The sequence below is a fragment of the Microbispora sp. CL1-1 genome (genome assembly GCF_012034195.1).
Classification (GTDB): domain Bacteria; phylum Actinomycetota; class Actinomycetes; order Streptosporangiales; family Streptosporangiaceae; genus Microbispora.
Window position 1 is genome coordinate 180,619 of record NZ_JAATEK010000013.1, and the last position, 6,816, is coordinate 187,434.

General features: G+C 71.9%; 6 protein-coding genes and 1 pseudogene. 3 read left to right on the forward strand and 4 right to left on the reverse strand.

What is annotated here, in order from left to right:
• The first annotated feature begins 2 nt into the window (after positions 1-2).
• On the forward strand, positions 3-1,475 hold the full coding sequence (locus HCK04_RS18215) for an APC family permease (protein WP_142648530.1): 1,473 nt from the start codon (positions 3-5) through the stop codon (positions 1,473-1,475).
• Positions 1,472-2,077: a GNAT family N-acetyltransferase gene (locus HCK04_RS18220; RefSeq protein WP_142648531.1), complete on the forward strand. Its 606-nt coding sequence runs from the start codon at positions 1,472-1,474 to the stop codon at positions 2,075-2,077. The genes HCK04_RS18215 and HCK04_RS18220 overlap by 4 nt, the downstream gene beginning before the upstream one ends.
• A gap of 24 nt (positions 2,078-2,101) precedes the next feature.
• On the opposite strand, the gene HCK04_RS43640 is transcribed toward HCK04_RS18220, so the two are convergent.
• The 3 genes from HCK04_RS43640 to HCK04_RS18235 all read right to left on the reverse strand — a co-directional run bounded on the left by HCK04_RS43640 (position 2,102) and on the right by HCK04_RS18235 (position 5,210).
• The gene (locus tag HCK04_RS43640) at positions 2,102-2,362 is read right to left on the reverse strand and encodes a GntR family transcriptional regulator (RefSeq protein ID WP_142648532.1); all 261 of its coding nucleotides are present in this window, start codon (positions 2,360-2,362) and stop codon (positions 2,102-2,104) included.
• A gap of 56 nt (positions 2,363-2,418) precedes the next feature.
• A complete protein-coding gene (locus HCK04_RS18230) occupies positions 2,419-3,633 on the reverse strand; it encodes an MFS transporter (protein ID WP_142648533.1) in 1,215 nt (404 codons plus the stop codon).
• Positions 3,634-4,430: 797 nt separating this feature from the next.
• Positions 4,431-5,210, reverse strand: coding sequence for a DeoR/GlpR family DNA-binding transcription regulator (locus HCK04_RS18235; RefSeq protein WP_142648534.1), 780 nt, complete (start codon positions 5,208-5,210; stop codon positions 4,431-4,433).
• A 71-nt stretch (positions 5,211-5,281) separates the two neighbouring features.
• Between HCK04_RS18235 and HCK04_RS18240 the strand changes: the two genes are divergently transcribed.
• Positions 5,282-6,280 (forward strand): transcriptional regulator, encoded by a 999-nt coding sequence (locus HCK04_RS18240; protein ID WP_142648535.1) that lies wholly within the window; start codon positions 5,282-5,284, stop codon positions 6,278-6,280.
• 241 nt (positions 6,281-6,521) lie between these two features.
• Here the strand turns inward: HCK04_RS18240 and HCK04_RS18245 are convergent.
• Positions 6,522-6,816 (reverse strand): annotated as a pseudogene (locus HCK04_RS18245) (RNA polymerase subunit sigma-24); the annotation flags it as partial.

Consider the following 6,816-nt stretch of genomic DNA (forward strand, 5'->3'; position numbering starts at 1 on the left):
AGGTGTCCCTCACACAACAACGGCCGAGTGCCGTCACCGCCGCACTGGCAGAGGACCGGCTCGGCGTGCCGTCCATTGTGTTCTTCGTTATCTCCGCCGCTGCGCCGCTTATGGTCGTCGCGGGTTCGGTTCCCACGGCATACACGGTGACGGGCGTCATCGGTGTCCCGTTCGCATTCCTGATGCTGGGCGCGGTTTTCGCGCTGTTCGCCGTCGGATATGTGACGATGGCCCGGCACGTCGTGAACGCGGGCGCTTTTTACGCCTACGCCGCCCAGGGCCTCGGCCGCACCCAGGGAGTCGCGACCGCCTGGGTGGCGCTGCTGGCGTACAACGCGCTGCAGCTCGGCCTCTACGGAATCATCGGATCGGCGGCCGAGCCGCTGCTGGTCGACTGGTTCGGCGGCTCGCCGCCGTGGTGGGTGATCGCGCTCGTGGCCTGGGCGCTGACCGGCGTGCTCGGCCTGCTGCGGGTGGACGTCAACGGAAAGATCCTGTCCGTCCTGCTCGTCAGTGAGATCGCCATCGTGCTGCTGTTCGACCTCGGCGACGTGGTCCACGCCGCCCCGGCGGGCCTCAGCTTCGAGGGCTTCACCCCCGGCGCCCTGTTCGTGCCCGGCGTGGGCGCCGCGCTCGCCACCGTCGTCGCGGGGTTCGCCGGCATCGAGTCGTCGGTGGTCTTCGCCGAGGAGTCCAAGGACCGCCACCGGACCGTGCCGATCGCCACCTACCTCGGCATCGCGATCATCGCCCTGCTGTACGCGTTCTCCGCCTGGGCGCAGACCGTGCCGACCGGGCCGGACGGCATCGTCAAGGCCGCCTCGGAGCAGGGGACCGAGCTCATCTTCAACCAGGCCGCCCTCCACCTGGGCGGCGCCGTCTCGACGATCGGCTCGGTGCTGTTCGTGACCAGCAGCATCGCCTGCATGATCGCCTTCCACAACACCACGGCCCGCTACATCTTCGCCCTGGGCCGGGAGAACGTCCTGCCCTCGATCTTCGGCCGCACCTCGGCCCGCACCGCCGCCCCGATCTCCGGGTCGCTGCTGCAGACCGTGCTCGGCCTGATCGTGATCGTCGTCTACGCGGTCTCCGGCCTCGACCCGGTCACCAAGATGTTCTTCATCTTCGGCACCTTCGGCGGCCTCGGGCTGCTGACCCTGCTCACCGTCACCTCGATCTCGGTGATCGTGTTCTTCTCGCGCGACGCGCGGGGGGAGACGACCTGGCGCACCCGCATCGCCCCGGCTCTGGCGATCGTGGCGCTGTGCGTGATCATCGCGCTCACCCTGGTCAACTTCGACACGGTCCTCGGGGTCGAGCCCGACTCGATCCTCCGCTGGATCCTGCCCGGCATCTTCGTCGTCGCGATCGTCTTCGGCCTCATCTGGGGCCGGGTGCTGAAGTCGTCCAGGCCCGAGGTGTACGCCAACATCGGCCTGGGCGCCCAGGCCGTCGGCGGGGGCGCCAAGTGACGATCGAGATCACCCGCATGACGGACGCCGCGGCGGCCGGCGGGCTCATCGCCGAGACCTTCCACACCGACGAGATCACCCGGTGGCTCATCCCGCGGGCCGAGGACCGGCTGCCGATGCAGCGGCGGTTCTTCACCATGTGGTCCGCGCACGCGCTCGAACACGGCGACGTCTACGGCATCCACGAGTCGGGCGAACTGGCCGGTGTGGCCGTCTGGTTCACCGTGCCGTTCCCCGAGATCCCGGGAGAGCAGGAGGCGATCGCGTCCTTCGCGGGCGAGAACGCCGAGCGCTACCGCCTCTTCGGGGAGATCACGGAGAAGCTCCACCCCCAGGAACCGCACCACTACCTGGCGTTTCTCGCGCTGGAGCGGGCGAGGATCGGCCGCGGCCTCGGCACCCGGCTGCTGCAGGAGCATCACCGCAGGCTGGACGCCGAGGGCATCCCGGCCTACCTGGAGGCCAGCAGCGAGGCGAGCCGGCGGCTCTACCTCCGGCACGGTTACGTCGACATGCCCGAGCTGGTCCGGCTGCCCGGCGGCCCGGTCATGTACCCCATGTGGCGAGAGCCCGGCTCGCCGGCACAGGGCGCACAGGCGTAGTTGTGGGGGACGGGCGGGGGCCGGTCAGCCGCCGCCCGTCTCCTCGGCACGCGTGGACACGTACGCCCCCTGTCCCTCCACCGTGTACACGAGGCCCTCTCCGCTGAGCGTCTCGACGGCGCGGCGTACGTCCTCCGGGGTGAAGCCGTACTCGCGCACGAGGAACTCCTCCGACGGCAGCGGGCGATCGGGCTCGATCCGGCCGTGGACGATCTCCTCCCGGAGCATCGCCGCGAGCCGCCGGTGCGCGGGAGCCGGTCCCTCGGGATCGTTGCTGACGGCCACGCCCCTCCACTGCCCGGCCCCGCCCGATCCAACCCTCGCCGTACGCGGCGCGGATCTCAGCCGTGGGCGGGCTCGGCGCGGCGGTCGGGGGCGGGGCGGGGCGAGCGCAGCGCCGGAGCGGTGAAAGCCACGAACAACGCGAGCACGGCGGGCACCAGCAGCGCGTACGGCAGGGTGACGGCCTCGGCCAGGCCGCCGATGACAACGGGACCGGCCAGGAAACCGGTGTAGCCGAGGCTCGCCACGGCGGCGAGCGCCCGCCCCGACTGGGCCGGGTCGCGGTGCCCGGCGGCCGAGAACACCTGCGGGACGATGCACGAAAGACCCGCGCCGAACAGGCCGAATCCGACGACCCCGGCGACCGGCTCGTCGATGAGGATCCCGGCCGCGAGACCCGCCCCGGCGAGCCCCCCGCAGCAGCGCACCAGCGTGACCCGCCCCAGCCAGGCGGCGAGGCGGTCCCCGGCGAACCGGCCCGCCGTCATCATGATCGAAAACGCCGCGTACGCGGCGGCGGCGAAGCCGGGGGAGGAGCCCAGGTCGTCGCGCAGGTAGACCGAGCTCCAGTCGGCCGCCGCGCCTTCGCCGATCATGCAGCAGAACGCGAGCACGCCGAGGAGCAGCACCGTGCCGCCGACGCGCCGGCCTGCGGGCCGTGCCTCGGGGGAGCCCGTCTTCGCCGCCTCCCGCGCCGGGGCGTCGCGCATCGCCCAGCGGGCGCTCAGCAGGGCGACGAGCAGGATGACCACGCCCATCGCCGCGAAGGTGACGCCGGGGCTCGTCCCGGCGTGGGCGAACATGCCGCCGGCGGACGCCCCCACGAACCCTCCGACGCTGAACACCGCATGGAAGGACGACATGATCGACTTCCCGTACGCCCGTTCCACCACCACGGCGTTGGCGTTCATCGCGATGTCGAGCGTGCCGTAGACCGCGCCGAACACGAACAGGGACAGCGCGAGCGCCGGCAGGTTCGGCATGTAGGCGGGGAGCACGAGGACGAGGCCCTGGGCGACGGCCACCGGCAGCAGGGTCCGGTAGCTGCCGTAGCGGTCCACCAGCCTGCCGACGACCTGCATGCCGGTGATGGCCCCGGCGGCGATGGCGAGCAGTCCCAGGCTGAGCGCGCCGTCGCTCAGCCCGAGGGCCGCCTTGATGGCGGGGATCCGGCTGGTCCACGTGCCCATGGCCATGCCGGACAGCAGGAACAGCCCGTAGACGGCCACGCGTGCGCGCAGCAGCGCCGGGCGAGTGGAGGCGGACATGACCATGTGGTGCTCCTCGGGGCGGCTGGGAGGTTTACGCCGGAACGTTCATCTATGTCGTCGTCTGTGTCGTAGCGGGTGTCGTCGCGGCCGGGATGGCAGAGCGGGATGGCAGAGCGGGATGGCAGAGCGGGATGGCGGGGTGGGGAGGCGGGGGCGGGATCGCGACGCCGGATGTGCCGGCGACTTGTGCGAACGATCACAGGAGATGTTCGCGGGCTTCCGGCGCGCCGGGATGCCGGCCCCGGGGACGACCCGGATCCGGAGCTCCATGGGATTCAGGAAGGCGGGGCTCCCAAGGGGAGAGGGTTCTGGGAAGAAGAGAGAGGGTTCTGGGGAAGTGGGGAGAGGGCTCTTGGGAAGGGCTCTGGGAAATACTGCCCCCCTCGCATGTCCGCCCGGCCTGTGTCCGATGTGGCCTCGGGGCGTGTTCCCGAAGCCGTATGCGCCGCGGAGTCGCCCCGCGCCGGATGCGGGTCCGGCGCGGTCCGACCGCGGTCCGAGGTGGGTGCAAGGTGGTCCGGCGCGGTCCGGCGCGGTCCGGCGCGGTCCGGCGCGGTCCGGCGCGGTCCGACGTGGGACGACCGCGGGTGCGACACGGGTGCGACACGGGTGCGACACGGGTGCGACGCAGTTCGGCGCGGTCCAGCGTGCCGGGGCGGTCCGACGTGGGTGCGATGCGGTCCGGCGCTGGTCCGACGTGGGTGCGACGAGGTCCGGCGCCCGGTGTGATCTGGGGAGACACCTGGACGTCGGCAGGCCGCGACACCGATGGCGCCGGTTCCAGGGAGCGGGGGCGATGGTCAGCCGACCGGAACGGAGGCGGGAACGGTGCGTACGGTGACGCCCGCGGCGGTGAGGGCGTCGTGCTGATCTCGGGGGATGTGCTCGTCGGTCACGACCACGTCGAGCCGGTCGAGGCCGCAGACGGCGCCGAAGGCCGTACGGGTGAACTTGCCCGAGTCGCACGCGACGACGACGCGGCGGGCCGAGGCGATCGCGGCCTGCTTGATGGCCACCTCGGGCAGATCGTGCGCGGTCAGGCCGTGTTCGGCCGACAGGCCGCAGCAGCCGATCACCGCGGTGTCGAACCGGAGGGCCTTGATCGACGTCTCCGTGAGCGGGCCCACGAAGTTCATCTCCCCGTGCCGCACCTCCCCGCCGGGCAGGACGAGGCGGATGCGGGGTGCGCCGGCCAGTTCCTGTGCCGCCTGCAGTGCCAGCGGCAGGACGGTCAGGCGGCGTTCGCGCACGGCTCGGGCGACTTCGAGCGCTGTAGTGCCGCCGTCGAGCAGTACGGCCTCGCCGTCGGCGAGCAGGCCGGCGACCTCGGCGGCGATGCGGCGCTTGGCGTCGATCGCCTCCCGCTCGCGCACGCCGAACGGCGGCTCCTCACCGCGCAGCAGCAGGCTCAGGGCGCCGCCGCGGACGCGCCGCACCACCCCCTGCTGGGCGAGCTCGTCCAGGTCACGCCGGATGGTCATCTCCGAGACGCCGTACGCCAGCGCCAGCTCGGCCACGGAGACGCTGTCGGACGTACGCAGCGCGTTCATGATCGCGCGGATCCGATCGGCACTTTCCATGCGTGCATTTGAACACAGCTCATGTGCGAAAGCAAATAAATCTACTTTGTAAAGGTGGCAGACTGGTCACCATGCGTGCGAGCCGGTTGCTGTCCCTGCTGCTCCTGCTGCAGACACGCGGCAGGATGACCGCCACGGAGATCGCCGAAGAGCTGGAGGTGTCGGTCCGCACGGTCTACAGGGACGTCGAGGCCCTCTCGGCCGCCGGCGTGCCCGTCTACGCCGACCGCGGGCCGCTCGGCGGATATCGGCTGCTCGACGGCTACCGTACCCGGCTGAACGGGCTGACCGTGGAGGAGGCGTCCTCCCTGTTCCTGGCCGGGCTGCCCGGCCCCGCCGCTGAGCTCGGGCTCGCCGGCTTCGCCGCGGCGGCGGAGCTGAAGCTGCTGGCAGCGCTGCCGCCCGAGCCGCGCTCGCATGCGGCCCGGATGCGGGAGAGGTTCCACCTCGACGTGCCGGGCTGGTATCGCAGCGCCGACGAGGCGCCGTTCCTCACCGAGGTCGCGGAGGCGGTCTGGGACGAGCGGGTGCTCCGGCTGCGCTACCGCCGATGGGGGCCGACCGAGGTGGAACGGCTGGTGCATCCCTACGGGCTGGTTCTCAAGGGGGGTTCCTGGTATCTCGCGGCCGCCTGCTCGGGCACGGTGCGCACCTACCGGGTGGGCCGGATCATCGAGGCCGAGGTGCTGCCCGAGCGCTTCGAACGGCCGCAGGACTTCGACCTCGCCGAGTTCTGGCGCGGTTTCGCCGCGGATTTCGCCTCACGCATGTACACGGCCGAGGCGGTGGTGCGGCTCGCGCCGGGCGCGGAGGACCTGTTCCGATACACCGTCGGGCAGGACGTCGTCGACAAGGCGCTCGCCGACGGGCAGCCGGAGCCTGGCGGCTGGACGCGGCTGACGCTGCCGATCGAGTCCCTCACACACGCCAGGTGGCTGTTCCTGCGCATGGGCGTGCTCGTCGAGGTGCTGGAGCCGGCCGAGCTGCGCGCGATGATGACCGAGGCCGTCGCCGACCTGTCCCGCCTGTACGGCACGGCGCCCGAGGACGACGCCACCCAAGGTCCCTGAGCCGCCCAAGCTCTCTGATCGGATGGCGCCCGGCCCCAAACGCCCTGCCCCCGTACACTCCGTCGCCGCACGCGTCGGCCGCGCACACCCTGCCCCCGTACACCCTGCCCCCGTACACCCTGCCCCGCACGCGCCGTCCCCGCGCGCTGGCCGCACACGCGCTGGCCGCACACGCGCTGGTCGCGCCCGGTGGCCGGGCGCGGTGGCCGGGCGCGGTGGCCGGACCGGCGCGGACAGCGCATCAGCGGCTCAGTGCGGTCTCGCGTTCCACATGCGTCAGCTTGGCGGGATTGCGGACGAAGTAGACCCCGGTGACGAGGCCATCCTCGATCCGCATCGCCACGACGCCGTCGATCTCCCCGCCGATCCGCATGACGAGGCCCGGATAGCCGTTGACCTGCACCGGCTCGACCGACACGCCGTCGCCGAACCTGTCCAGGCCTGCGGTAAGAAGACGAGCCACCTTGCCTGCCCCCACGATGGGGTGGGTCAGCGCCTTCTTGATCCCGCCGCCGTCGCTCAGGAGGACGACATCA

Bases quoted from the DNA above. Each gene is read 5' to 3' on its own strand.
- HCK04_RS18235 (WP_142648534.1), bottom strand. From the start codon at position 5,210: ATGGAAAGTGCCGATCGGATCCGCGCGATCATGAACGCGCTGCGTACG.
- HCK04_RS18230 (WP_142648533.1), bottom strand. From the start codon at position 3,633: ATGGTCATGTCCGCCTCCACTCGCCCGGCGCTGCTGCGCGCACGCGTG.
- HCK04_RS18240 (WP_142648535.1), top strand. From the start codon at position 5,282: ATGCGTGCGAGCCGGTTGCTGTCCCTGCTGCTCCTGCTGCAGACACGC.